Here is a 24,444-nt window from a genome sequence, read left to right on the forward strand (position 1 = left end):
AACAATGACTGCAAACTTCGATTTCCTGCAGGGACAAACTGAATACAATCTATTTGCTCTAGCATGCATAGAAGCAGAGCGTGTCCTCACCACCTCCCCAGCAATGTCGGCAGTGGGCAGCCGTAAAGCGTTGGAACTGGCGGTGAAGTGGGTCTATTCTGCCGACAACACCATTTCCATGCCCTACAAGGACAATTTGCAGTCATTGATTCACGAACCCTCATTCCGCTTTGCGATGGAGAACCAGACATGGGGCAAGCTGCCCTACATTGTTAAGCTGGGCAATCTGGCGGTGCACACCGAAAAAGCAATCAGCCGCAGCGATGCCATCCTTTCGCTTGCTGGGCTTTTTGAATTTATCCAATGGCTTGACTATTGCTATGGCTCCAACTATGAAGAACGCCACTTTGACGAGAGCAAAATTCCTACCGAAAAGGTCGTTCTCGATGAAGCGAAGATCCGGGAAAAAGACAGTCTGATCGAGCAAAAGGACGCAGAGATTGAGGCTTTACGTGCCCAGATCGCAGCGATGAGTGACCGCCTGACTGCTGATAAAGAGAAGCACAAGGAAGAGCGTCAGTTCACACCAGAGGACATTTCCGAGTACATGACGCGCAAGAAATATATTGATGTAGACCTCAAACTCCTGGGCTGGACATTTGGAGACGATGTGAGGGAAGACGTCGAACTCGTTGGTATGCCCAATCCGGAGGAAAAAGGCTACGCGGATTATGTCCTCTACGGGAAAGACGGACTTCCTCTGGCAATCATCGAAGCGAAACGAACCTCCAAAGACCCGAAGATTGGTACGCAGCAGGCCAAGCTGTACGCTGACTGCCTGGAAAGAATGACAGGCAGACGTCCCATGATGTTTACGACCAATGGCTTTGAAACGAATCTATGGGATGACGTCACTTCCCCACAGCGAAAAGTAAGCGGTGTCTTCTCAAAAGCGGATCTGGAAAAGCTGATGAACCGCCGAAAAGAACGCAAACCACTGGCTGATGTCCCGATTGACGACAAAATCACCGACCGTTATTACCAGAAAGAAGCGATTCGTGCGGTCAGTGAAACGATAGAAACAGGGCACCGGAAGGCATTGCTCATCATGGCTACCGGTACAGGAAAAACGAGAACGGCTTCCAGTCTGACCGATGTGCTCTCTCGGGGCGGACATGTGACCAATACACTGTTTTTGGCAGACCGTACAGCTTTGGTCAAGCAGGCGAAGGATGACTTTAAAAACTACTTGCCGGATATGTCGCTCTGCAATCTTCTGTCCAACAAGGATGATAAAACGGCGAGGATTGTATTTTCTACCTATCCTACGATGCTCAACGCCATCGACTCCGTGAAAAGCGATGACGGGAAGCGTCTATTTAGTCCTGCCCATTTTGACTTGATTATCATCGACGAGGCACACAGAAGTATTTTTAAGAAATACCGCGCGATATTTGAATATTTTGATGGCATCTTGGTCGGTCTGACCGCTACGCCGAAGACCGAGGTCGATCGTAATACATACGAATTCTTCGAAATGGAAAGCGGCGTACCTACGTATGCTTACGATTATGAAACCGCCGTTGAAAAAGATCACGTGCTGGTTCCCTACTATAACATTGAAGTAGAAACGAAAATTTTAGGGCAGGGCATTGTTTACGATGATCTGTCAGAAGAAGACAAGGCACGTTATGAAGAAGATTTTGTTGACGAAGATGGCACGATGCCAGAGTTCATTCCCTCCCCTGCTGTAAATGAGTACATCTTTAACCAGGCAACGGTAGATATGGTACTGGAGGATTTGATGACCAAGGGGATCAAAGTTGCCGGTGGTGACAGACTAGGGAAAACGATCATCTTTGCGCAAAATAAAAGGCATGCAGAATATATCGTTGAGCGTTTTAACAAACTGTATCCTCAGTACCGCGGAACTTTCGCGAAGCGTGTCGTCTCCGAGGACAACTATGCCCAGACGATTATCGACGACTTCAAGTTGCCTGACAAAGAGCCGCATATCGCGGTGTCGGTTGATATGATGGATACAGGAATTGATGTGCCGGACATTGTGAATCTGGTATTCTTCAAACGCGTTCGCTCTAAAGCGAAGTTCTGGCAAATGATCGGACGTGGAACAAGGCTCCGCAAAAACCTGTTTGGAGATGGACAGGATAAAACGCATTTTCTCATCTTTGATTATTTAGGAAATTTTGAGTTTTTCCGTGCAAACAAAGACGGGCTGCTGGGAAATGAGACGCAGAGCCTGTCAGAAGCGATCTTTTCCAAGCGTGTTCGCTTGATCCATCACTTGCAGCATGCCACCTTTGTAGATGATTTGTATCAGGACATTCGGAACGATTTGATTCAAACGGTACATCATCAAATCAATGCGTTGAATACAGAGCTGACAGCGGTGAAATTGCAGCTGCAATTTATTGAGAAGTACAAGCATCGGGAAGCATTTGTTTATCTTTCCGATACCGATAAACGCAACCTGATCACGTATCTGGCTCCACTTGTCTATATGGATGATCCCGATGAATACGCCAAGCGCTTTGATAATTTTATGTACGGGATCATGATCGCTCAGATCGAGGGAATGCCGCAATTCAAAAAAGGGAAAAAGCAGCTGATCCGTGTTTCCTTTGATCTTTCCAAGCGAGCAACGATTCCACAGATTAAAGAGAAGCTGGAGTTAATCAACATGATTGGAACAGATGAGTTTTGGCAAAATCCAGATATCCCTATTTTTGAGAAAGTACGCATGGAACTGCGGGGATTAATGAAATTTATTATGGATGAAGGCGGAAGGAATCCTGTTTACACGAATCTTTCCGATGTGATATTGGCTGTCAAAGAGGGCGAGGTACTGTATCAAGCCTATGATTTTGAGGATTACAAGCTGAAGGTCAACCGGTATATTGAGAACAACCGCGATCATCTGGCTATTCATAAGCTGCGTCATAATATTCCGTTGACTGCTTCTGATTATGAAAGTTTGGAGCGGATTTTTACTGGTGAACTTGGGACAGAGGAAGACTATAAGCGGGAGTTTCAGGATACGCCGTTTGGTTTGCTTGTGCGTAAAATTGCCAAGATGGAGCATGATGCGGCCATGGCTGCTTTTTCCGCGTTTATCAATGACCAGTCGCTTAATCAAGCACAGATTGTTTTTGTGAAAAAGGTGGTAGATTATGTTGTTCAGAATGGGTACATCGAAAATGTAGCTGAACTGATGAAGCCGCCTTTTGATAAGCCGCAGAGTTTTATTAAGTTATTTGATGGGGTGAGACAGAAGCAGTTTGTCGAGTTGATATTAAAGATAAAGGATAATGCGGTGAAGATTGTGGGCTAAAAAACGCACTAGTAACTAATCCGATATCGATATGAGGATCAATGATTGGTATTACAACAAGCTGAATTGATTACTTAATTAGACTAGTGAACAATTTAAAATAATTTCTGACAACAGGTGTAGCTAAAATAATTCAATTTTGCTACGCCTTTTTGTTTTTTTGAATCTAGTTGCACAAAATCCAAGAGACAAAACAATGAGACAATTCTTACTCCCCAGACAAATTAAGTATTATAAGGCTGGCCAGGAGGATTTTTTAAAAGGGGCTTACCGAGAATGTCGGAGTAGACTGATTTCAGCAATCGATCAATTAGATCCTCAGCAGTTAGATCAGTTGGCTAATCCTTTTTTGGTCAAGGCGTTACCTTCTTATAGAAAGGCCAAAAAAAGGTGATGTTTGTTGGGCAAGAGACGAATGGTTGGGACTCGTTTAAAATCACCTTAGATACTTTCAAGAATAAGGATGAAGAAATAAAGCGTGAGAACGTTATTGATGACCAGATAGTATCCGTTTTGCACAACGGGTTAAAGAGGCGGTCTCAGGGGAGTAAATGAGATACATTTTTAGTGGGTTTACTGCAGTCAAGTCATTAGATGTTTGTATATGGTTCACAATCTAAATCACAATCACCAGTCACAACACTCCAATTAATTACGCAAATAATGGAAGTAACCTATAATAGAACAATAGGGAATAACTGGTGTGAAGGGAACTGGAGATATGACTTTAAAAGATAAGATTATCAATTATTTAAAAGACAAGGATGGCTTGACTGACCGAGAAATTGCAAATGCGATATTAGGTACAAACGAGCCACAACAGGCGGTAAACCAAGCATGTAGGGCATTAGTAAGCAAAGGGATCATTAAACGGGTGAATCGTATAGATGGTCTAATTGGAAATTACTTAGTATCTGATGAAGGATATGTTGATCTACCTTCAGTCAATCAGGCGGAACATATGACGGGGGCATCTTCGGTGTTTAAAGAAGATAATCTCAAGCAGATCTTGAAGGATTACTTACATGCTGATGGCTGGGAAACACAGATTGCATGGGGAAAAGTGCCTGGGATTGATATTAATGCGGTTCGAGGTAACGAGCGATGGATAATTGAGGTAAAAGGGTTGGGTTCGTTAAATGCAATGAATGTAAATTTCTTTCTTGGTGTTCTGGCTGAAACTCTCCAACGAATGGATGATCCAAATGCGAAATATTCGATTGCATTACCTGATGTTAAGCAGTTTCGTAATCTTTGGAACAGACTTCCTTTATTAGCTAAGAAGCGGACTGGAATTACAGCAATATTCATCAATGAAGTAGGCGATGTCTTTGAAAATGAGAACTGATCGGTATAGACTTTGCATAAATAAGTATCTATAAAAGATTGTTACATAATATACATGATTGATGGACAATTCATCATTGCAACAATCTATGGGATATATATTTCTGGAAACGTGTCTTAGGAAAATTCCTGGCAACGGCAGATTTGTATGTTCCAAGATGATAAATGTTTGTAGAATTATGCATATTATTCACTTATTACAAAGGATTTAGTCAAAAACCATCAAATAGGAAACGATGGAAAATGATGCCATTACACCGAAAGGATTCATTTCATGGATAGAAGGAAATATGATGAAGAACATTTGTTGGAAACACGCCATGAGGAAATCTTGGCCCAAGAACTAAAAAATGCTTACCCATTGCTCAGGAGACCTGTTTTTTCAAAAGTGATAGCCCTTTTACGCTGTATTCCATTGTGGGCAAAATTACATTTTGATTCTCTTGAGAACAAAAAACTTCAAAAAGAAGAAGAGCGAACCCCCAAAAAACATCCTGTCAGACCAATAAGAGGGCAAATATTTAATGCAGAAATTGGTGAAAATATAGGTAGTGAACTTAGTGGAAATCATCTTGTAATCATTATTCAAAACTCAAAAGGGAATATATACTCTGAAAAGGTGAATGTTGTTCCTATTGAGGGGGATGGGAACAAAATTAAACCATCAGTTCACCTGAAGCTTACTAATGAAGATCTTGAATTTGGGCATTTGGATAAAGATCCATCTAGAGTTATCTTTGCTGATATTATGACAATTGATAAGGCAAGACTTGGGAGAAGAATTGGGCAAATTAAATCTGTAAAACTTGAAGAGATTTGTAATAAAATAAAAGAGCAGTTAGAACTTTAGTTTGTCAGTGTTTTTAACTGTTGACAATCGTAAATAGTTGATGTATTCTTGAGTCAATAACAGAATTATCGAGTCCATTTGGACACTGGCTTGTAAAAGCTTTTCGAGGAGTCACGTTAACTACGTGACTCCAATGCATTTTTTGCATGTTTTTTCAAACCCGCACATATAATATCGTATAGATGGCAATGGCCATTATCGAGCCAAAGTTCGGCACTGGCTCTAAACGAGCTTCGTCGAGAGGCATATGCCTCAAATGAAGGGCTTCCCTATTTGGGAGGCTCTTTATTGTTTATTTGGATTTTCTCAGGATTTTTATCCCATTTCGACTCATTTTTAAGACCCTTTGGTCATTCTTTTCCCTGGCCTTCTTTCTGCCTTTCCATACGACTTTAAATTGCATTTCCCAGCCTTTTCTCCGTTTTTCCGATAAGACTTTAAATTACTCAAGTTGTCAGAAAATACAGGGGAGAGGGGACGATAATCCAGGTGTGGCAAGGGTTTGAGCAGTGTGGAGAAGGTGGGGATGCGGCGATACGACTTTATTTTCGCCCAACAATAGATTTACATCATAACCCCATTCGGGGCTGCCTTCGGGTAGCTCCTTTTTTATTTTGGAATATGAGATTTACTGTTGACAATCCAGACGTGTGAATCGTTTGGTTGAGCATTCGACAGGCGAGAATCGAGCAAAGAGCATCTTTTTCTATCATTTTGTAAAAAGTTTGAGAGGGGTAGCTTTCCCCCATCGTATACAATAGTGAACGAACAAAAAGGAACGGCTGCGCAGCACCCTTTTTGCGAGGAGGTAACAGCATGCAAGACGATCGAGAGATCATTGCGAAGGTTCTTCAAGGAAACAAAGGAGCTTATGCTCTGATCGTCAACAAATACAAAGGAAAAGTCGCTTCTATTCTCCAAAAAAACTTCCCTCATTCTAATGACATTGAGGACATTGTGCAGGAAGTGTTTATTAAAGCTTACTACAGCCTGCCAGACTACAAACCCAACCATTCCTTCTCAGCCTGGCTGTATCGGATCGCCATTAATCGCGGGATTGATGAGTGGCGCAAGCGAAAACGTGCTCCTTTTATCACAGAGATGGATGTAGAGGTAAAAGACGATGGTCCTGCTCCAGAGGATGCCTATCTGGTGAAGGAACAACGCACTGGCCTCAGGCGGCAGATGATGGTGCTCGATATGGAGCATCGAACCGTTCTGGCACTTCATTATCTTCAGCAGTTGAGCTATCAAGAGATCAGCAGCAAGCTGTCTTTATCTGTAGATACGGTGCGAATGCGTCTGTCCCACGCCAGAAAAAAGCTACGCGAGCAGCTTGTCAAAACGGAGAAAAAAGGGGGGCACCCGCTTTGAAGTGTCTTACGCAAGAGAAACTGATCGCTTACATGGAAGATCGTTTATCAGCAGTGAACAAACAGAAACTAGAAAGTCACCTCGATCACTGTAGCTTCTGCCAAAAACAGCTAGAGCAATGGATTGATCATTTGGAAGAAACAGTTGATACCTCTTGGGAAAACTCCCTCTCAGAGGACCTGGACCAAAAAATTATTAGCACGCTCTCCCCACATCCTGTGAGAGTTTTGAATCGTGCCAAGCCTATACCAACCACATCCTTATGGAAGAAAAGGAGTATCACCATCATGAAAAGAATGACATTTGCTGCCGCCGCCTTAACAGTCGCAGTCTCTTCGGGAATGCTCATTTCCCCGACCTTTGCCAGCTATGTAAGTGCGGCTTTCACGAGCAGCCCAATCGATAAATCTGCTCCCGTAGCCTCTGTGAGTCAGGATATATGGCAAATGGCTTCCGACATCGGTATTCGGAAAGCTGCCCAAAATGGATTTGCTCAACCGGTTTATGAAAGTACGACCGATCAAGGAATCACGTTCGAAATAAAAGAGGTTGTGGCTGATCCTCTGCGAATTAGCATACTGGCTTCCGTGAAAGATGAAAACGGCAAGCCACTCGAAATCTTTTGGCAGGATATGTTTGCAAGAACAGACCAAGAACCTATTTTTACAATCAAGGACAAACAGGGTAACATTCTCCTGCCTGCACACCCTTCTGACACAAGAAAAGAATCAATCCGTACCCCCAATGAAGATTGGGATAGTGCAAGAAATACGGACGGCTTTCTGTTCTTGAATCGGGAGCTACGAAGCTATTTTGATGATCTAAGCAAGATTCCAGACGAGCTGCTTATAGAATTCCATATCAAAAAAATGGACGATACAAAAGGAAACTGGAAGCTGACAGTGCCTGTCGACATGAAAAAAGCAAAAGCCGCGACAAAAACACACGAAATAAATAAGTCCTATACCACTGCGCAAGGACTCAAGCTAGATGTGAAACAGATAACGTTTGCACCGAGTGGAGTTGAAATGGTCATCGATCGAAGCAATACAGAGAACAACCGGAGAAAAGACTACAGCTATGAGCTTGTAGATGACCGGGGTACTGTTCTTGGCGCATGGGATTCTAAGGAAATGATGGGGAAAGCCAGCAAACAAAGAAACGTGATCGATCGTTTGAAATGGCGCCATTCTTTGCCAATGGAGAACGGGTCCAGAGATTTTCATTACTTCCAGCCCATTGATGAAAGTACACCGATTTCCTTCAGACTTGGTTCTGTATATACAGAAGAATCGGCGGCATTCCGTGCAACACTTGACCTTGATCGTATAGAAAAAGCACCGGTTACAGCAGAAGATCAAGGGGATCGATTTACCTTTAAAAAGTATGTGAAAGAAGATAACAGAGTGGTTGATGCCGAAGGTTTTGATGATGGTGTCTACAGCGTGAATGCCGATGGAACCACTACAAAACTGGAAGGTTATCATCTTGCCTTTGAAGGAACGCTTGGGGAAGAGGCCGCGGCCATGTTCCCATTTCGTGCCTATTGGTCCATCAAGGACGAAAACGGCAAAAAGTACGACGACGTACAGTATTATATCGAGCAAACCGACTATAAAAATGGACGGGCGCAATTTACTGGCTCGCTGTTCGTGCAAAACATCGAGCCGCTTCCAAAGCAACTGATCATCACCGCTGCGAAAAGGATGGTTGAGCACCGCAACGTAGACTGGGAAGTACCCATTCTCTCGGAGAAATAGGAAACTTTAATCAATTATGTTATTTTCTGCGGATGGTTGGCGGTACCCTTTTATAGGAGATGGGGCTTGTCCATGTGATGCAACAAGTCCCTCGTACCGCCAACTAGTCGCAGATTGATCAAAGTCTCCATATAAAAAAGCCCCGGAATTACTTCCGAAGCTCACCAACCTCCAACACAACCGGACAATGATCACTCCGCATCACATGCGCGTCAATCCCCGCACTCACTAACGATGGAGCAAGTCTTTCTGACGCAAGAAAATAGTCAATGCGCCACCCGATATTCCGCACTCTGATCTATCTCAGATTCAATGGTTCCATACCGACCTATGTCCTTCTCTTCGCTGGAGCTTGACAGGAAAATGAAACCATGATTAAATCTGAATGAATAAAAAAATATTCATTCACAAGAGGTTGATTAACAAATGGATAAAAAAAAGATCATCTTTAATTGTGGGTGGGAATTATTCCATTCCAAAGGATTCAAAGAAACGAATATCTCAGACATTGCAAAAATGGCGGGAATAGCGGTGGGTACTTTTTATAACTACTATTCCTCGAAAGAGAAATTGTTCTTTGAGATTTATATGAAAGAAAACGAGAAAATTAAAAAGCGTATTGTCGAATCCATTGACATGAATCAAGATCCCGTAACGCTTGTGAGACAAATAGTGGAGCAGAACATCAGTGCTATGAACTCAAATAAAATACTTAAGGAGTGGTATAACCGGGATCTCTTCCGGGAACTGGAACACTACTATGAAGAAATCAAAGGGGATGATGATTCCATCCGCAGTTTATATACTGGATTATTTAAAAAATGGAAAGCTGAAGGAGCAATACGAGAGGATATTGATGATGAGCTTTTGCCCGCCTTTTTTGACTCGTTAGCATATATCGATACACACAAGGAGGAAATTGGGGTTCGGCATTTTCCGCAGTTGATACAGTATTTGGCCGAGTTTATCATGAAAGGCTTAACCGATTTCAAAAAATAGGATGAATCAACCACAGTCTTTTTGGCCCAAATATGAATGAATTTAAAAATATTCATTCATATTTGGGGTATGAATCAGACCAAGATACTTCTTTATCGGGCAAAGATACATCGCGCATCCTGCGAAGATAAATAAAAGGGGTGAGGGATATTTCATAAGGTCCTTTAACATGTGTATCATCGACAAGGCTTCTGGAACACAATTAAGTTTTTGAAAGCAATCATTGGAAATAGTGACACAAGAGAACATGAAAAAATAGTAAAGTGGAGGTTCTATCATGAAACGAACAGGGGAAATCGTGTTAAACATCATTGGAGCCGTATCGAGTCTTATCATGATCGTGATCGGCTTCGTTTTCTTATACCGCAAAGATGATAAAGCCTATTTGAACTATTTGCATGCCAATTGGAGTGAAAGCCAAGTAGCCGCTTCGCTCGATCAGATGAACCAAGCGGGAACGATGTGGGTTCTCCCTGGAATTATCGGCATTGTGCTAAGTATTATAGCTATTGTTTTGTTGAAAGGTAACGGTAGCCCGAAACTCGCAGGTTGGATACTTATTCTTGTATCGGTAGTGGTTTGTATTATTTCGGTGTTCGGATTCATTCCTACCATGTTCTTTGGTATCGCAGGAATTATGGCATTGGTTAGAAAGCCAAATGCAGGAAAAACCAAGCGATTAGTTAAGTAAGGGTGAAGTATAACCAAACGTTGAAGCCGAACTCCGATTTGGCCGCTATTGAGGCAAAAGGACTTTACCAAATGGAACTAAGCGAACGTTCTCGATAAAAAGTCGTAATGAGAAAAAGGGTCACTGCCAATTCGACTTTCAAGGGACACAAATGAAAAAGGGAACAAAAAAATATTTTTTGATCTGTCGATTATATCGTTTCCCGTTCGTTGTATTAATAGAGGCCGGTTAAAACGGTGTTCATCCGGTTCACCGGCTATTCAAACCAATAACTTAGGAGGTAAGATAGGTGAGAAAAATCATAGTATCTGAATTCGTGTCATTAGATGGTGTCATGGAGGACCCACAATGGACATTCCAATTCAATACGGATGAACAGAATCAATTTAAATACGATGAACTGAAAGAATGCGACACTCTTCTACTGGGGCGAGTAACCTATGAAGGCTTTGCAGCGGCTTGGCCTAAAGTGACGAATAAAGTGGCTGAAGGCGTTGTTGTTCCTGATGATTTTGCCGACAGAATGAACAACTACCCCAAGTTTGTTGTTTCTACGACCTTGCAAGAGGTTTCGTGGAATAATTCCCGGTTGATTAGGGGAAATCTCGTAGAAGAAGTTTCTAAGTTAAAACAACTCCCCGGTAAGGATATTTTAGTCGCTGGCAGTTGCCAATTAGTAAACACGTTGATGGAACATCATCTTATTGATGAGTATCGACTCATGGTATTTCCTATTGTGGTCGGGAATGGAAAACGTCTTTTTAGAGACCATGATGATATGAAGGTTTTAAAACATGTTGAAACAAAGACATTCCGTTCAGGTGTTGCTGTTTTAACCTACGAGCCTCACCGGTCGGTTGTAATCTGAGGACAGTCTCTCAATGTTGGGGGGCGTTTGGTACGGCATATTCCGTTGACTTATTTAAAATTTGCGAAACTGAGCTAAAATGAAAAAGTGAGAGTGGCAACGGGCCTACGTGAAAGCGTGAGCTCGCTTTTTCTATTTTTTGTAAAATGTGATTTTTACGATTGAAATAGATGTGAGGGACACCTCACGTATTCGATGTTGGAACACTTCGACAACGCTTTATTCATTCACTTCAAGTCACCTGTTGACACTTACAGGACGGCTTCAAACATGATCCGTCCCGTACTTGAACGGGGGGCTATTGAGAGCCTAACAAACAACGAAAGTAGGGATGGAAGTATGAGTGATCGGGAAGAAATCAAACCAACCGCCCATGATTTGATGGAGTTCCATGTTGAGGCGCTATATACACATGACCATAACATGCGGCTTCGTACGATAAACGAGCCCTGGCCCGGAGAGGCTCCTGCCCCCCGTTTTTTCCTAGGCCGTACGATAGAGGGGACATCCGTAATTCGGTTTCGTTATGATGTTCCGGAAATGCTTATCGATCAGTTGGAGAGTTTATGTGCTGACGAGCCCATCATTAAGGATTTACATACGAAGCCAAAACATTTCGATGCCTATATGAACCTGCTTCAAGGGGAAAGATTCACAATGGGACCTTGTTATCTTGTTCCTGGTGAACTGGCGCCGACAATACAGGTGGTCAGCATCACTCGGGAAAATATGACGGAATTTTTGCGCGGCGGTTTCGAATGGCTGACTTCAGAAATAGACTACGCGCAACCGTGTATAGCGCTAGTGCGCGAAAGCCGTACTGTCTCGATCTGCCGCAGCGTTCGCATCACATCCAGGGCACACGAAGCAGGGCTTGAGACCTTGGAAGAGTTTCGTGGTAGGGGATATGCATCCGCAGTTGTTGCCGGATAGGCGATGGCGGTGCGGAAAGTAGGAGGTTTCCCGCTATACAGTACTTCGTGGGAGAATCTGGCATCCCAAAGTGTGGCGAGAAAATCAGACTTGTCCTTTTATGGAGTCAATTTCACTGTAACTTGACCTCAATTCGTGGAGTTGGTTGGCGTATGTTTGTGTCACTGACATTTAACCTAATGAACAGCGTCGAGAAGAGTACCGTCAGGAAAAATGAGGATTTACAACGCTAAGCCCCTACAGAGGTGATTGTTGTGGAATCATTGAAGGCCATCTGTCAGCGATATTTCAATGAAACGTTATTTGGCCCAAAGAATGGCGCATCTTATATGCTGCGGTCCGAAGTCGGTGCCGGGAAAGCTTACAAGGTCACTACTTACAGCGGGATCGAAATCGTATACCACGATATTCGCTATCATGAACCGTATCCTTTTTGTTTTTCTTCCAGAGGACGTATGGTTGAGCTTCAGTTTACTCTTTCCGGTCAACGACAGGTGGTTGTGTCCGGTCAGGATCATGAAATTCCGCGCGGGCAGGGTGCGTTTGCTTTAACTTATAGGTCGAGAAGTCTCCCACTTCTAAAACCTTACAGCGTTTGGTTGTAAGTGGGGGATGAATCGACTTTGGACAAGGACAGGCTTTTGCCTGTTCAGTTGTCCGACACTTTGGTAAAATCTACTTATGATGTTCTTTGATAACTGGATATATGGGGTTGCATGGAGAAACAAAATGCGAAAACCAAGCTTATCCTTCCATGCGTAAAATATCCAAGGTAACAAAAGAACTCCGAAACGTCGGACATCTAGGGTAGGGACTACCCGAAGTAACGCTCGAGGAGACGAAAGGTTACTTTCGTCGTGGATTTGAGAAGCTCCCACTTCAAGGCGTTAGCCTAAGTGGAGAGTAGTTCACTTCAAGACTTTCGTGCTCAGTTTTATCCCTCGGCACAAGAGCAGTATGTTTCACTTTCGCTGGCTATTCCGGTTGCTCTATTCGATTATGCGGCTGATCAATTGGCGACTTCACCAAATATGCATTTCGAGTTTGACCGGCTCATAAAAGGGCAGGCATTCCGCTGCTATTATTTTGAAAACGATACAAGAAGCATGGTACTGGTAAAACGATTAATCGCAGATTTTGAAAATGCCAATAGATCCCCGTTAATGATGGAAGCATCCGCCCTGGAGCTTTTAAACATGCACATGAATCAATTATTTTTTCTAACGCCTAGACCAAATGGCTTGTCTAAAGGGGATATCCAAAAATTACATAGAGCTAAGCAAATACTTGAATCTTGTATGACAGACCCTCCATCCCTGCTGGCACTAGCAAAAATGGTTGGGTTAAACGACTTTAAACTAAAGACAGGATTTAAAGCATGTTTTGGAATGACCGTATTCGAATATTTGCGACACGTACGTCTCGACCATGCGATGATGCTTCTGCGAGAACAAACCGCTAATGTGACCGAAGCCGCGATGATTGTAGGGTACAGCAACGTAAGCGCGTTTTCCGAGCAATTTATTCGAAAATTTGGAATTAGGCCGTCATCGATAAAAAAATATTATTAATCCGTTAGACAAGGGAGCGGTTATCGCCAAGATTCAATTATACTCCTCATCAAACCAAAATATTGTGAAGAGGAGTGTAAAGAGTGAACAGAATAAGAGGCAGCATTTTTTTTAGTGTTTTTGTAGCGATGTTGGGGCTTATGCTCCTTGCGCCGATCACGCCGTCGCTTATACGAGAATTAGGACTGAGGGAAATCCACTCTGGAATCTTGATTTCAACCGGGTCGATTATGATGGCAGTGATGGCTCCGGTATGGGGGAATATTAGTGATGCGAAGGGGCGGAAACCGGTTATACTAATCGGGTTAATCGGCATGTCCGTTAGTACTTTCTTGTTGGCGATCACCTTTTATGGCGGTCTCAATCACTGGCTTAGCGGCGGACTGTTGCTCTTCCTAATGATTGCGGCGCGAAGCTTGGTCGGCATGTTCATTCCGGCAATCCTGTCATCCTCACAGGCTTATATCGGTGATGTGACGGAGGGAAAGGAAAGAGGAAGAGGCATGGCGATCATTAGCGCCGCGAATGGCCTTGGACTTGTTTTTGGGCCAGCCATTGCCGGCATATTCACATTAATTGGTTTGCTGTGGCCCTTATATTTTAGTATTGCGATTGCAGCTGTTGCATTTGCAGTCACTCTGCTGCTGATGCCTGCAACGAAGCCGACGATACAGAAAGGGGCTGTCAAAGTCAGTCCATTTCACCCTGGTTTGCGGCTTTATTTGCTCGCAGCTTTAGTGACGATGATAGGGGTCGTAACGATTCAGGTTGTTGGCGGGTTTTATTTGCAGGATCAGCTCCATCTCCCCACTGATCATTTAGCGAGGATAGTTTCCTTCGGGTTAATGTTTACGGGCATGGCTATGCTAATTTCACAAATTGTTCAGTCCAAATGGCTAAAATGGGAGCCGCGGCTGATGATCCTGCTCGGTTCCATGATTCTCGTCGCAAGTATGCTCATATTCCTTCTTGCAACCCACCTTCCATTCTACTTTTTGGCATTTTTTGTTTTTGGACTAGGATCGTGATTTATGATGACTGGATTTATGGCAGGTGCTTCTCTTTCTGTAAGTAATGAACACCAAGGAGGCGTTGCTGGTTTGGTTACGGCAATGCAGGGAATTTCCGCTATCATCGCACCTATTCTAAGCACCACTCTGTATCAGGTGAATCGATATAGTCCAATGATCATGATAGCTATTCTGACTGCCCTCTTGGGCGCAGTGATGCTGGCCCACTCCCGAAAGAGACCAGGCCATGGCGCTATTGACCGAATGGAAGGCCAAGAGATTCATGCTGGATCAGGAAATGAAAAGTAAGTCATCAATCTGAGGGCAAGATATTATATGACATGAGATGAGATACTTAAATGCTATGATTCATAGTCAGCAAGAGAATTTCATTTTCTTAAAGGAGATGAAGCAATGAAACGCCCGGTCGTACCGGAGTTCATTGAAAAGCTGAAGAAGCAGGAGGGCTCCAAAATCTGGATCATCGGTGTTCGTAAGCACACACGAAAAACCCTTGATCGCAAGGGTTTTTTCTTGTTTGCTACTGAGCCATTTTCCTCAGGATTTAATTAGCTGACCTCGATCCGTCGTAAGAGGCGGTTGTTCGAGCCATTTTCGTTTCACCATAACATCATACGTATCTTTGGTGTACGCCATCACGTCAGTTATGATTTTGGCGTAGTGAGAGGAGAGATCGGCTCGCATCGTTACCGACAAGGCATGTGATATCAAGAGGATGTCTACCGAGTTCAAAACATTGATCATTGACATGATTAACTTATCGGAAAAGGGAGAAACAGTGGATGCTGTAACTTCCATGCTTACAGGTACCGTTCCGAGCAGCTCTTCCTGCATCAGTAGACTGTTAAATAACTCGATTTGTTGTTCGCTGATTTGTTTGCCTCTGATAATTAAGTTTTTCAATTTTTTATCTTCCATTACCTGTGCAAACCCGAGCATAAGCATAACAGAAAAGTAGTTACGCTCAATATTGAAGAATATTTCGGATAACTCTATGGCATTGAGAGGTCGTTTCATGCCAATGATCCCGTCTATGAATGAGACTTTCTGGACGTACTCGATTTTATTCGGGTAATTCATTTTCGGCGGGCGGTCGTAAATGCCTTTCTCCAGCATCATTCGCACCGCTTTGCCGAACATCTCGGTAGATGTATGTATGCATTCATTGAAAAAATCTAATACATCGAGGCGAACGTTATTGGATGCAGTAAATGCGTAGTTAATCATTCCCAGCCGATTCATCATATAGATGAAACTCAGAGTAAACGTGTCGTGAAAAAGCGGAGGGGCAGCCAAATTCACATCACCTTCTGAAAACCCTGCTGGTATCGGGAAATTTTCATCCAGAAAAAATTTTTTTATTTTCTCTATTCGATCTTGCGAAATCTTCAGCGCCTCTTCCGCCAGCGGAACAATCTGCCCATCTTGAAGATGATGCAGTAAGTAGGTAAGGAAGCATACCGCCATGCCTTCTTGAAAATAAACGCTCCAAAGTCCCCCGATTTCCGTACAGCTTAACTCGATATTTGTTGGCTTTACCTGAGGTTTCTCAAATGACATATACTCCCTCCGCTGCACTTTGCTCTCTTCAAGATTTAGTATCTTGGTTGTTTCATTTATTATTCACTTACGGCTGCATATCCCCCTTAATAAAAAGGCACCATAATCTTGTCATGGTATTGGTAAAACTAGGGTGATATTATGGATAATTTTGGAAGTGAATTTCGTAACAGACGTTACATGGCGCACGTCAGCCTATTGGGAACAACGCAGCTGCATAAGCGTAATCCAATTACAGTAGCCTGTTGGTCAATGGCTTGTCCTGGCTTTGGACATTTGCTCTTACATAAATATTTGCATGGATATGCTCTGATTCTGTGGGAGTTCTTTATTAACCAGAAAATACACTTAAATGTAGCCATCGTTTATACATGTAACGGTCAATTTCGGGAAGCCAGAGAGGTATTGGACCCGAAATTCATGTTACTTTACATCCCCGTTTACTTATTTGCCATTTATGATAGTTATCGAACGGCTGTTGATATGAACAAAATTTATCTTCTGGCACAAAGGGAGAAAGGACGCTTTCATGCGTTTAGCATCGGAGCACTAGAGATCAATTACCTTGATAAACGTAAACCATGGATAGCTGTTGTCTGGTCCATGGGAATCCCCAGCCTTGGCCAACTGTACCTGCATCGAATGATTTTAGCTGTATTTATTTTTTTGAGTACGATTGTAATCGTATGGCAATCAAATCTAATCCTAGCGATACACTATCTAATTTTAGGGGATGTGGCCGCCTCCTCATTCGTCCTCGATAAGCAATGGTTACTGTATTTCCCCTCTTATTATTTCTTTGCAATTTATGATGCCTATACCAACACCGTAGAAAATAACAAACTGTTTGATGATGTTCAAAGACAGTACCTTATAGAAAATTATCAGCCAGTGGGGCATCTCATCACAATTGGAGATAAATAGCGATGCAAATTTTTGCCACATTTGAGTATTCAACATTCGTTGAAATAGCCATTACAGAACTTGAGGAAAAGGGAATAACAGCCATTTACGCAGTACCGCTTGATTTGCGTAAAAAAGAACCGAGACTTCTTGACAGTATCCATCGAGCTGATGGACTGTCATTTATCGATAAAGGTATGATTTTTGCCTTTATGTTTGGTACCATCGGTGCTAGTAAAGGGTTCGTATGGCAAGGAGGGCCAATTATCTGGGGAGTTGTCGGTGCAATCTTAGGCTTTCTTATCGGAGTTTCCCTGAGTTGGTTCATTTACCTTTTGAAGCGAAACAAAAACCAACTTCCACTTAAAAAAGGGAAAAAGGGAGAAATCATCCTAATTGTTACGTGTGAGGACCATCAGGCATCTGTTGTAGAAGATATACTCTGGGACCATAAAGCTCTTGGCTTGGCTAGAACCAGATAGAATCGTTGAAAAGAGTTCCTCCCTGTTATGAATATGACATAAGGTGACATAAATGAGTTCTAAAATGGGGGGAGATCAACGAAAGGGGACACAAATTATGAGCCGCAAAATTATTTTAGATTTAGCCGTTACTTTAGATGGTTTTATTGAAGGGAAAAATGGGGAAGTCGACTGGTGCATTATGGAGCCTGAGATGGGGTTTCATCATTTCTTAAATCAAATTGATACCATTTTCTATGGAAGAAAAAGCTATGATGTATGGGGACAATTTACTCCAGAAATTGAACAAAGTGATACGGAAAAAGAAATGTGGGAATTGGTCCATAGTAAAGAAAAATATGTGTTTTCCAGGACACAAAAAGGGGCAGACGATAAAGCAATATTCATCAACGATAATCTTCTTGAAGAAGTAAATAAAATAAAGAATCAGCCTGGTAAGGATATCTGGCTGTATGGCGGGGCAAGTCTGATTACAACTTTTATCCATTTAGGGCTTGTTGATGAATTTAGACTATCTGTTCACCCTGTTGCTTTGGGAGAAGGGAAACCGTTGTTTATGGATATGAAACAAAGGTTGAATTTAAAAATGGTTCATACAAGAACTTTCCCCTCTGGCGTTGTGCAGCTCATTTATCATTTATAAAGAATTTCTTTGTTCCACAATCGGGCTAAATCATTGAGTAACTTATTATAAAAATGATAGGGGATTTTCATATGAATAATAGATACCCGATTGGACAATTCCATTGTCCTCATGAAATTCAAGCGAAAGATATTCAAATGTGGATTAGGGAAATTTCCACACTGCCTAGTCGTTTGAATGCGCTAACTGTTTCCCTTGATGAATGTAAATTAACAAAAACATATAGGGAAAATAGCTGGAATGTGCGTCAGCTTATTCATCATATTGCCGATAGCCATCTAATTGGGTATACCCGAATGAAATTAGCCCTGACGGAAGAAAATCCAGTGGTTAAAACGTATGAAGAAAGTGAATGGGTAAAGCTAACAGATTATGATCTGTCTGTTACCATTTCATTGCAGCTTTTGGAAAGTCTCCATGAGCGCTGGGCGTATTTTCTGAAAAATTTATCAACTACCCAATTACAGCGTACCTATCAATATCCTGATGGGAGTCAAATGCGGATTGAACAAAGTATCGCCCTTTACGCATGGCATGGTAACCACCATTTTGCACATATTCAACTAGCTTTACATAATTAATATCAAAGCCAGGAGGTAATCGCACTTGGAAGGTTTTATGTTCGCGGGCGAAAAGATTTTTATAAGACCGTTTACTCCAAGGGATGTAGAAGCAAGATTACAGCTACAGCTGGAAAACCGTCATTTTTTTGAAATGTACTCGATGGCCCGAAACAGTGATTATTATACAGTCGAAGGTCAACGAAAGTTGATTGAAGAGTATGATGAGAAATGTAAAAAGGATCTAGAGTATAACTTTGGAATCTTCACGACTGCCGACAAAAAATTGATTGGTACAATCAGTTTATTTCAGGTTGTACGAGGTTCCCTTCAAAGTGCATTCATCGGATACTTTATAGACAAAGAGAATAATGGAAAAGGGTATGCGACGGAAGCTATTAAATTGATCGTAGAATTTGCATTCACAAATTTACATTTACATCGTATAGAAGCTGGTGTAATGCCTCATAACATTGGCTCCATTCGGGTATTGGAAAAATCGGGATTCCATAAGGAAGGAATAGCCATGAAAAATGTAAAGATTAATGGAAAATGGGAAGACCATCAGGTATTAGCGATTATTAACCCGAATGATTAAACCGCTTTATTCAAGAATAGGGAGCGATTGTGGCGCAACATGCTAGAATATGATCCAGCTTTTTTACAAAAGAATGAGTCAACTGAAAATGCGAAGAGCGTGTTTTGATCAATCTTTTTATCAAAGCACGCTTTTTCTATCCGCTCTTATAACAGAATGCAAAGGTCATCCAGCAGATTGGCCGGATTAGAGAGAAGCAGCGATATGGCCGATCCGCTCTTAGTAATATGACAGTAGTTGTCGTATTACATTTGCTACACTGCTAATGCAGTGATAAGACCTCTAAAGGAGACGTTCTGTATGAGTGAAAATCAAAGAAGCATCTTCATTTGCATTGCAATTTTGCCCGCTCGCGACATCCCACTATGCCGAGGAAATCACCCTGAGGATCCTTCGGAGGGGAAAGAGGTTCGGCGCTTTGGACAAATCACCCACTTTCATTACGGGCTTCGCTCACAGGCAGGTGAGAACATATGAACGATGTCATTGAAATCAAAGGTGCCCGAGAGAACAATTTGAAAAATATTTCCTTGCGTATCCCCAAACATAAGCTCATCGTGTTAACGGGGGTTTCCGGTTCTGGCAAATCATCGATCGCCATGCATACGTTGCAAAAAGAATGCCAAAGACAATACATGGAATCGATGGGGATGGTCACCGATTATTTAAACAAGCCTAACGTCGACTCCATAACCGGATTGTCTCCTTCCATCAGCATCGGGCAGCATAATAACAATCGGAATCCGCGGTCTACCGTCGGTACCGTGACCGAGATTTATACGTACCTTCGGGTGCTGTACGCACGTCTCGGCGAACGTCCCTGCCCTTCTTGCGGGCGGCAGGTGAAGCCGGTTTTCGAACGGCAGATCAGCCTGTCGTCTCCCGATAAGGAAAGCGATCAATTGCTGGAGGAAGAAGGCGACGAAGAGCACATCGTAGAGTGCCCTTACTGCCGGCATAAGCTCCCCGAGCTGACGATGGCTCATTTTTCCTTTAATAAAGCGCAAGGGGCCTGCTCGTCTTGCGGGGGGCTGGGATTTACAAGCCAGTTGAAGCAGGAGGCGATTTTCGACGAATCGTTGAGCATCACCCAAGGCGGCGTCAAGGCATGGGATACGGACTTCATACTTCCGTATTATATGGACTCGCTTCAATCGGCGGCGGCTCACTACGGCTTCGAATTTGACGTTCATCTCCCGATCAAAGACTATAACGAAGTGCAGCGTACGCTTTTATTTTACGGCGTTTTCAGCGAGTCCTTTCAGGCGATGTTCCCTGGCAAGAAACCACCGAAAACCGTGGGAAAAGGCAAATTCGAAGGGATCATCACCACTTTTCAGAAAAGATACCAAGAAGCTCTGAACGATGAAGAGAGCCGAAAAAAGTGGACTGCTTATTTCGCCACGCAGACATGCGAAGCATGCCAAGGCACTCGGTTGAAGAAAGAAAGCCGTGCGGTTACGCTAGACGGCGCATCGATCGTAGAGGTTAGCGATTACGCTCTGGATGAGCTGTGGGATTGGCTGCAGAGGCTGCAGTCGAAGCTCAGCGAGGAGGCGAATGTGATCCTTCAACCGATTCTTCAGGATTTAACAGAACGAATCCGGCGGTATCTCGATATCGGTCTTTACTACCTGACACTGTCCCGACCCGCGGTTTCCCTGTCAGGGGGAGAAGCGCAGCGGCTGCGGATCGCTTCTTTGCTCGGCTCGGGGCTAACCGGGGTGTTGTACATTCTGGATGAGCCGACGACGGGGCTGCATCCGAGGGATTCGCACAAGCTGCTGGCAGCGCTGAAGCGTCTTCGGGATTTGGGCAATACCGTACTGCTTATCGAACACGACGTCGATGTGATGGAACAGGCCGACTACATCATCGATATCGGGCCGAAAGCAGGCAAGGACGGCGGCTATGTCGTGGGAGCGGGATCACCCCGAGAGCTGCAACGCACCCCCTCATCCGTTACTGGCCGATATTTGTTTGCACAAACACCCTATCTCGGTGCCCCCAGGCGAACGGGTGGTGACCAATATCTTGTGGTTAAGAATGCTTCGGCGCATAATTTGAAAAATGTGACCGTATCCATTCCGCTGCATCGATTCGTTGCAATTACCGGCGTTTCCGGAGCGGGAAAATCCACCTTTTTATTCCATGTCGTGGAACAAGCAATTCAGCAGGGACGCTCGGATGCACCCGTCAGTGGAATGGAGCATATCAGCAAAATGATCACGGTTACTCAAGAACCGGTCGGCAAAATCTCTCGCTCGAATATCGCGACCTACACGGATTTGTTCACGATGATCCGCGCCCTCTACGCCGGGCTGCCGGATGCCAAACGGCGGAGACTGACGGCCAAACACTTTTCTTTCAACACGGCGGGGGGCCGATGCGAGAAATGCAAAGGCCTTGGTGCGCTACAGATGGACATGCATTTCCTGCCCGATGTCGAAGTGAAATGTCCTGCCTGTAACGGCAAAAGGTTCAAGAAAGACGTTCTCGAAGTGAAATATCAAGGGTACAGCATCTCTGACGTGCTGGATTTGACCGTGGAGGAATGCCTTCCCCTGTTCGGGGAACAGAAGGATATTAGAAGCAAGCTGGAGCTGCTTATCGAAGTGGGACTCAATTATATGAAACTCGGCCAGCCTACTAGCACGTTATCCGGCGGAGAAGCGCAGAGAATGAAATTGTCCAGAGAGCTCGGGAAAAACGGGGGCAGCCATACGCTGTTTTTACTGGATGAGCCGACGACGGGACTGCATCCGGCGGATGTAGAGCGGCTCATCGCTTTTCTGAACAAGCTGGTCGACCAAGGGCATTCGGTCATTGTGATTGAGCATCATCTGGATGTCATATGCGCTGCCGATTGGATCATCGACTTTGGGCCAGAGGGCGGCAAAGCAGGTGGAACGGTTATCGCGCAAGGGACGCCTGAAGAGGTGCAGCATATCGAGTCGTCTTACACCGGGCAGTACCTGAGAGGGCTGCTGTCACCCGGACATTGATTCATCTGCAGAAGTAGACCCCGTCGACCTCGTCATTTGCCATCGGAGTCGGACCGGTGATCGGCGGGTATGTGGCTGCCATACCGGCGTTTCTCAAGCTTTTGCCGAAAGTAGAAAGGACCGGCGAAATCGGGCTTGTGATGTCGGTATGGGCTTTCCGAAGAAATCACCTTAGGGTGACTTATGATTGACTAAAACCAAGAAGGTATTTGTTCTATAACTCAGAATAATATTTATCATCGAATGCTCCCTGCCACACAAATCATGATAAAGGAGGGGATCGGATGGAAAAGTTGATCGAGGAGTACAGCCAAGACTATGCGCTGCTGCGAGAAGCCGTCGACGGATTGTCTGAGGAAGAGCTGCGTTTCCAACCCGCACCGGACAAATGGAGCATCCATCAGATTGTGATCCATGTGACGGATGACGAAATTCTGTCGACACATCGGCTGAGAAAAGTCTTGGCGGAGGAAGAACCGCTTCTGCTCTCATTTGATCAGGAAGCCTGGACGGCTAACCTGGGATATGAACGGTTGGACCGCGAGCAGCATCTGCTCCTGTTCCAAATGCTGCGGGCCAGCATGAAGCCGCTTCTGGAAAATCTGACTCCCGGTCAGCTTGAGCGGGTCGGGAAATATCCCGATGGAGTGCGGTACACATTCAAAGAGCTGTTGGAATTGCGCGTCCAGCATGTCCGTGCCCACCTCGCCCAGATCGAGCGGGTAAAGCAGGCATTGCGGGAGGATAAGGTATAAAACAGCGGGAGTCCAGGACTTTATTTACTGGTCCTTGGCTACCGCTGTTTTGATTCGTAGGGTCAGTCTGATACCAATCTCAAACATTAGCAATTTTGTGCTACTGTTTTTTGAGCATGTCTTACGAAAGTTTTGCGGCAAAAGAGGATCAGAAGTGTCTATCAGGTGTTGCCAATAAGCCTCGAGGTAAAAATGTACGAACAAATCTAAAAGGGTTTAACTTATAGGTCGAGAAGTCTCCCACTTCTAAAACCTTACAGCGTTTGGTTGTAAGCGGGGGATGAATCGACTTCGGACAAGGACAGGCTTTTGCCTGTTCAGTTGTCCAACACTTTGGTAAAATCTACTTATGATGTTCTTTGATAACTGGATATATGGGGTTGCATGGAGAAACAAAATGCGAAAACCAAGCTTATCCTTCCATGCGTAAAATATCCAAGGTAACAAAAGAACTCCGAAACGTCGGACATCTAGGGTAGGGACTACCCGAAGTAACGCTCGAGGAGACGAAAGGTTACTTTCGTCGTGGATTTGAGAAGCTCCCACTTCAAGGCGTTAGCCTAAGTGGAGAGTAGTTCACTAGGAACACATATTTCACAAAAATCATTGTTAACCATATCGCCCGTGTATTTTTCTAAAATCGGTTTGTTGTCAATATGATATCCCATGCTGTGCAAAGCTGGAAACATTTCAGCCCACGCTCTTTGAATATCTTCTGCTGTATGTTTGATTTTAAAAATAACATAATCTCCACCGTAAAGTTCACTTTCACAAACTAAATCATCAATTTGATAATCTTTTGTAATGGCAATACATGCATCATATCTACATTTCTCAGGAAGCGTAGCTTGAGGGTTATCTTGTGGAATTCCGAACAAAATAGCCGATTCAGTAAGCAGTCCTTTCCCCATCGCCCAACTTTTTAGTTTTTCCATTGCTTGAACATTCGCAGGACCATAAGGACCAATTTGTCGCACATACGCAAGGCGATAGTTCGGAAGCGTTTCGACTCTAATATCCATGGCTTGAACTTCCTTTCTTATTGGTTATTTTCTACATTTTGGATGCTATCATGATATAAAAAAATATTCATTCGTTTCTTTTAAAACATTCGATATTAGCCGATTCGCCCCAACACAAAGATAATTGTACAATTATTTAA

The 24,444-nt window shown here is 43.6% G+C and carries 20 protein-coding genes and 2 pseudogenes; 19 read left to right on the forward strand and 3 right to left on the reverse strand.

What is annotated here, in order from left to right; translation table 11 throughout:
• The first annotated feature begins 4 nt into the window (after positions 1-4).
• The 5 genes from NDK47_RS01845 to NDK47_RS01865 all read left to right on the forward strand — a co-directional run bounded on the left by NDK47_RS01845 (position 5) and on the right by NDK47_RS01865 (position 8,683).
• The gene (locus NDK47_RS01845; RefSeq protein WP_251873180.1) at positions 5-3,352 is read left to right on the forward strand and encodes a DEAD/DEAH box helicase family protein; all 3,348 of its coding nucleotides are present in this window, start codon (positions 5-7) and stop codon (positions 3,350-3,352) included.
• Between the two features lie 721 nt (positions 3,353-4,073).
• Positions 4,074-4,700: a winged helix-turn-helix domain-containing protein gene (locus NDK47_RS01850; protein WP_251873182.1), complete on the forward strand. Its 627-nt coding sequence runs from the start codon at positions 4,074-4,076 to the stop codon at positions 4,698-4,700.
• 273 nt (positions 4,701-4,973) lie between these two features.
• On the forward strand, positions 4,974-5,549 hold the full coding sequence (locus tag NDK47_RS01855; RefSeq protein WP_251873183.1) for a type II toxin-antitoxin system PemK/MazF family toxin: 576 nt from the start codon (positions 4,974-4,976) through the stop codon (positions 5,547-5,549).
• An 816-nt stretch (positions 5,550-6,365) separates the two neighbouring features.
• On the forward strand, positions 6,366-6,923 hold the full coding sequence (locus NDK47_RS01860) for an RNA polymerase sigma factor (RefSeq protein WP_251873184.1): 558 nt from the start codon (positions 6,366-6,368) through the stop codon (positions 6,921-6,923).
• The gene (locus tag NDK47_RS01865) at positions 6,920-8,683 is read left to right on the forward strand and encodes a DUF4179 domain-containing protein (protein WP_251873186.1); all 1,764 of its coding nucleotides are present in this window, start codon (positions 6,920-6,922) and stop codon (positions 8,681-8,683) included. The genes NDK47_RS01860 and NDK47_RS01865 overlap by 4 nt, the downstream gene beginning before the upstream one ends.
• Positions 8,684-8,831: 148 nt before the next feature.
• Here the strand turns inward: NDK47_RS01865 and NDK47_RS01870 are convergent.
• Positions 8,832-8,981, reverse strand: a pseudogene (locus NDK47_RS01870) (exodeoxyribonuclease III); the annotation flags it as partial.
• Positions 8,982-9,109: 128 nt separating this feature from the next.
• Between NDK47_RS01870 and NDK47_RS01875 the strand changes: the two are divergent.
• From NDK47_RS01875 to NDK47_RS01905, 7 genes and pseudogenes are all read left to right on the forward strand, one after another.
• The gene (locus NDK47_RS01875) at positions 9,110-9,682 is read left to right on the forward strand and encodes a TetR/AcrR family transcriptional regulator (RefSeq protein WP_251873187.1); all 573 of its coding nucleotides are present in this window, start codon (positions 9,110-9,112) and stop codon (positions 9,680-9,682) included.
• A gap of 277 nt (positions 9,683-9,959) precedes the next feature.
• On the forward strand, positions 9,960-10,373 hold the full coding sequence (locus NDK47_RS01880) for a DUF4064 domain-containing protein (protein ID WP_251873189.1): 414 nt from the start codon (positions 9,960-9,962) through the stop codon (positions 10,371-10,373).
• A 289-nt stretch (positions 10,374-10,662) separates the two neighbouring features.
• Positions 10,663-11,241, forward strand: a complete 579-nt coding sequence (locus tag NDK47_RS01885) for a dihydrofolate reductase family protein (protein WP_251873190.1) — start codon at positions 10,663-10,665, stop codon at positions 11,239-11,241.
• Positions 11,242-11,580: 339 nt separating this feature from the next.
• Entirely contained in the window at positions 11,581-12,174 is a 594-nt protein-coding gene (locus tag NDK47_RS01890; RefSeq protein ID WP_251873191.1) for a GNAT family N-acetyltransferase, read from the forward strand.
• A gap of 896 nt (positions 12,175-13,070) precedes the next feature.
• Positions 13,071-13,745, forward strand: coding sequence for a helix-turn-helix transcriptional regulator (locus NDK47_RS01895; RefSeq protein ID WP_251873192.1), 675 nt, complete (start codon positions 13,071-13,073; stop codon positions 13,743-13,745).
• Between the two features lie 83 nt (positions 13,746-13,828).
• Positions 13,829-15,064, forward strand: a pseudogene (locus NDK47_RS01900) (MFS transporter).
• 105 nt (positions 15,065-15,169) lie between these two features.
• Positions 15,170-15,328 (forward strand): hypothetical protein, encoded by a 159-nt coding sequence (locus NDK47_RS01905; protein WP_251873193.1) that lies wholly within the window; start codon positions 15,170-15,172, stop codon positions 15,326-15,328.
• On the opposite strand, the gene NDK47_RS01910 is transcribed toward NDK47_RS01905, so the two are convergent.
• On the reverse strand, positions 15,314-16,336 hold the full coding sequence (locus tag NDK47_RS01910; RefSeq protein WP_251873194.1) for a DUF3231 family protein: 1,023 nt from the start codon (positions 16,334-16,336) through the stop codon (positions 15,314-15,316). The genes NDK47_RS01905 and NDK47_RS01910 overlap by 15 nt on opposite strands.
• A gap of 141 nt (positions 16,337-16,477) precedes the next feature.
• Here NDK47_RS01910 and NDK47_RS01915 point away from each other — a divergent pair, with 141 nt between their 5' ends.
• From NDK47_RS01915 to NDK47_RS01945, 7 genes are all read left to right on the forward strand, one after another.
• On the forward strand, positions 16,478-17,260 hold the full coding sequence (locus tag NDK47_RS01915; RefSeq protein WP_251873195.1) for a hypothetical protein: 783 nt from the start codon (positions 16,478-16,480) through the stop codon (positions 17,258-17,260).
• Positions 17,261-17,262: 2 nt separating this feature from the next.
• Positions 17,263-17,721, forward strand: a complete 459-nt coding sequence (locus NDK47_RS01920) for a hypothetical protein (protein ID WP_251873196.1) — start codon at positions 17,263-17,265, stop codon at positions 17,719-17,721.
• Between the two features lie 97 nt (positions 17,722-17,818).
• A complete protein-coding gene (locus NDK47_RS01925) occupies positions 17,819-18,364 on the forward strand; it encodes a dihydrofolate reductase family protein (RefSeq protein ID WP_251873197.1) in 546 nt (181 codons plus the stop codon).
• 71 nt (positions 18,365-18,435) lie between these two features.
• On the forward strand, positions 18,436-18,945 hold the full coding sequence (locus NDK47_RS01930; protein WP_251873198.1) for a YfiT family bacillithiol transferase: 510 nt from the start codon (positions 18,436-18,438) through the stop codon (positions 18,943-18,945).
• A gap of 37 nt (positions 18,946-18,982) precedes the next feature.
• On the forward strand, positions 18,983-19,522 hold the full coding sequence (locus NDK47_RS01935) for a GNAT family N-acetyltransferase (protein ID WP_251875915.1): 540 nt from the start codon (positions 18,983-18,985) through the stop codon (positions 19,520-19,522).
• A gap of 473 nt (positions 19,523-19,995) precedes the next feature.
• Positions 19,996-22,527, forward strand: coding sequence for an excinuclease ABC subunit UvrA (gene uvrA / locus NDK47_RS01940; protein ID WP_251873199.1), 2,532 nt, complete (start codon positions 19,996-19,998; stop codon positions 22,525-22,527).
• A 284-nt stretch (positions 22,528-22,811) separates the two neighbouring features.
• Positions 22,812-23,282 carry a DinB family protein gene (locus NDK47_RS01945; protein ID WP_251873200.1) on the forward strand — a complete coding sequence of 157 codons (471 nt, stop codon included), beginning with the start codon at positions 22,812-22,814 and terminating at the stop codon, positions 23,280-23,282.
• 560 nt (positions 23,283-23,842) lie between these two features.
• On the opposite strand, the gene NDK47_RS01950 is transcribed toward NDK47_RS01945, so the two are convergent.
• Positions 23,843-24,304: an AraC family transcriptional regulator gene (locus NDK47_RS01950; protein ID WP_251873201.1), complete on the reverse strand. Its 462-nt coding sequence runs from the start codon at positions 24,302-24,304 to the stop codon at positions 23,843-23,845.
• Positions 24,305-24,444 lie beyond the last annotated feature (140 nt).

Origin of the sequence: Brevibacillus ruminantium, assembly GCF_023746555.1 — a bacterium.
GTDB classification, from domain to species: Bacteria; Bacillota; Bacilli; order Brevibacillales; family Brevibacillaceae; genus Brevibacillus; species Brevibacillus ruminantium.

What these genes read in the sequence shown, in the direction of transcription:
- NDK47_RS01845 (WP_251873180.1), top strand. Translation starts at nt 5, where the DNA reads ATGACTGCAAACTTCGATTTCCTGCAGGGACAAACTGAATACAATCTA.
- NDK47_RS01850 (WP_251873182.1), top strand. Translation starts at nt 4,074, where the DNA reads ATGACTTTAAAAGATAAGATTATCAATTATTTAAAAGACAAGGATGGC.
- NDK47_RS01855 (WP_251873183.1), top strand. Translation starts at nt 4,974, where the DNA reads ATGGATAGAAGGAAATATGATGAAGAACATTTGTTGGAAACACGCCAT.
- NDK47_RS01860 (WP_251873184.1), top strand. Translation starts at nt 6,366, where the DNA reads ATGCAAGACGATCGAGAGATCATTGCGAAGGTTCTTCAAGGAAACAAA.
- NDK47_RS01875 (WP_251873187.1), top strand. Translation starts at nt 9,110, where the DNA reads ATGGATAAAAAAAAGATCATCTTTAATTGTGGGTGGGAATTATTCCAT.
- NDK47_RS01880 (WP_251873189.1), top strand. Translation starts at nt 9,960, where the DNA reads ATGAAACGAACAGGGGAAATCGTGTTAAACATCATTGGAGCCGTATCG.
- NDK47_RS01890 (WP_251873191.1), top strand. Translation starts at nt 11,581, where the DNA reads ATGAGTGATCGGGAAGAAATCAAACCAACCGCCCATGATTTGATGGAG.
- NDK47_RS01905 (WP_251873193.1), top strand. Translation starts at nt 15,170, where the DNA reads ATGAAACGCCCGGTCGTACCGGAGTTCATTGAAAAGCTGAAGAAGCAG.
- NDK47_RS01910 (WP_251873194.1), bottom strand. Translation starts at nt 16,336, where the DNA reads ATGTCATTTGAGAAACCTCAGGTAAAGCCAACAAATATCGAGTTAAGC.
- NDK47_RS01915 (WP_251873195.1), top strand. Translation starts at nt 16,478, where the DNA reads ATGGATAATTTTGGAAGTGAATTTCGTAACAGACGTTACATGGCGCAC.
- NDK47_RS01920 (WP_251873196.1), top strand. Translation starts at nt 17,263, where the DNA reads ATGCAAATTTTTGCCACATTTGAGTATTCAACATTCGTTGAAATAGCC.
- NDK47_RS01925 (WP_251873197.1), top strand. Translation starts at nt 17,819, where the DNA reads ATGAGCCGCAAAATTATTTTAGATTTAGCCGTTACTTTAGATGGTTTT.
- NDK47_RS01930 (WP_251873198.1), top strand. Translation starts at nt 18,436, where the DNA reads ATGAATAATAGATACCCGATTGGACAATTCCATTGTCCTCATGAAATT.
- NDK47_RS01935 (WP_251875915.1), top strand. Translation starts at nt 18,983, where the DNA reads ATGTTCGCGGGCGAAAAGATTTTTATAAGACCGTTTACTCCAAGGGAT.
- uvrA (WP_251873199.1), top strand. Translation starts at nt 19,996, where the DNA reads ATGAACGATGTCATTGAAATCAAAGGTGCCCGAGAGAACAATTTGAAA.
- NDK47_RS01945 (WP_251873200.1), top strand. Translation starts at nt 22,812, where the DNA reads ATGGAAAAGTTGATCGAGGAGTACAGCCAAGACTATGCGCTGCTGCGA.
- NDK47_RS01950 (WP_251873201.1), bottom strand. Translation starts at nt 24,304, where the DNA reads ATGGATATTAGAGTCGAAACGCTTCCGAACTATCGCCTTGCGTATGTG.